The sequence below is a fragment of the Escherichia whittamii genome, from assembly GCF_014836715.1.
Lineage (GTDB): Bacteria > Pseudomonadota > Gammaproteobacteria > Enterobacterales > Enterobacteriaceae > Escherichia > Escherichia whittamii.
Genome location: NZ_JACSQI010000040.1, coordinates 1 through 522 on the forward strand (window position 1 = coordinate 1; position 522 = coordinate 522).

Below are 522 nucleotides of genomic sequence, written 5' to 3' on the forward strand. Positions count from 1 at the left end.
AAAACGGTAAGGTGCTTAACTCAACAATAATCACCTTACCGGACATCCTGATTTGTAGCCCAACAGGTTAATCAAGTGACAGGGATAAACTGACCGTTAATCAACGAAAATACCGGGGCGTAATACCCCATACGCTCTTCGCCACTTTCATCTGTAAAACAGTAAGTCAGTGGGGAATACGTTGGCATTGATTTATTATATAATTGCACCATACGCCCATTATTCATAACCCGGACGGCATAATCGTTCCACCTGATAGGCAGTATTTTGGCTTTTCCACCCTCAAGGTTATCTTTCTGAAAGTGGGAGAGTAATATGTCATCCTCAGAGTCACCTGTTGTGGCTGACCATGCCTTCAGCGCCTCTGTGTTATATAACTTAAGGCGTGCTCTGTCCCCGCTGTTAATAATTGCAGCCATTTCGGTATAGGCGGCTTTTAACTTCTGTAACTGCTCGTCGCTTCCGGTATAGGGGGTTGCCCGCGTCCAGGCCCATTCAGGAAGCCCCGTCACCGTGACCTTT

The 522-nt window shown here is 46.6% G+C and carries 1 pseudogene; it reads right to left on the bottom strand.

The features are described 5' to 3' along the window. Positions 1–71: 71 nt before the first annotated feature. Positions 72–522: pseudogene (locus H9644_RS21450) on the bottom strand (hypothetical protein); the annotation flags it as partial.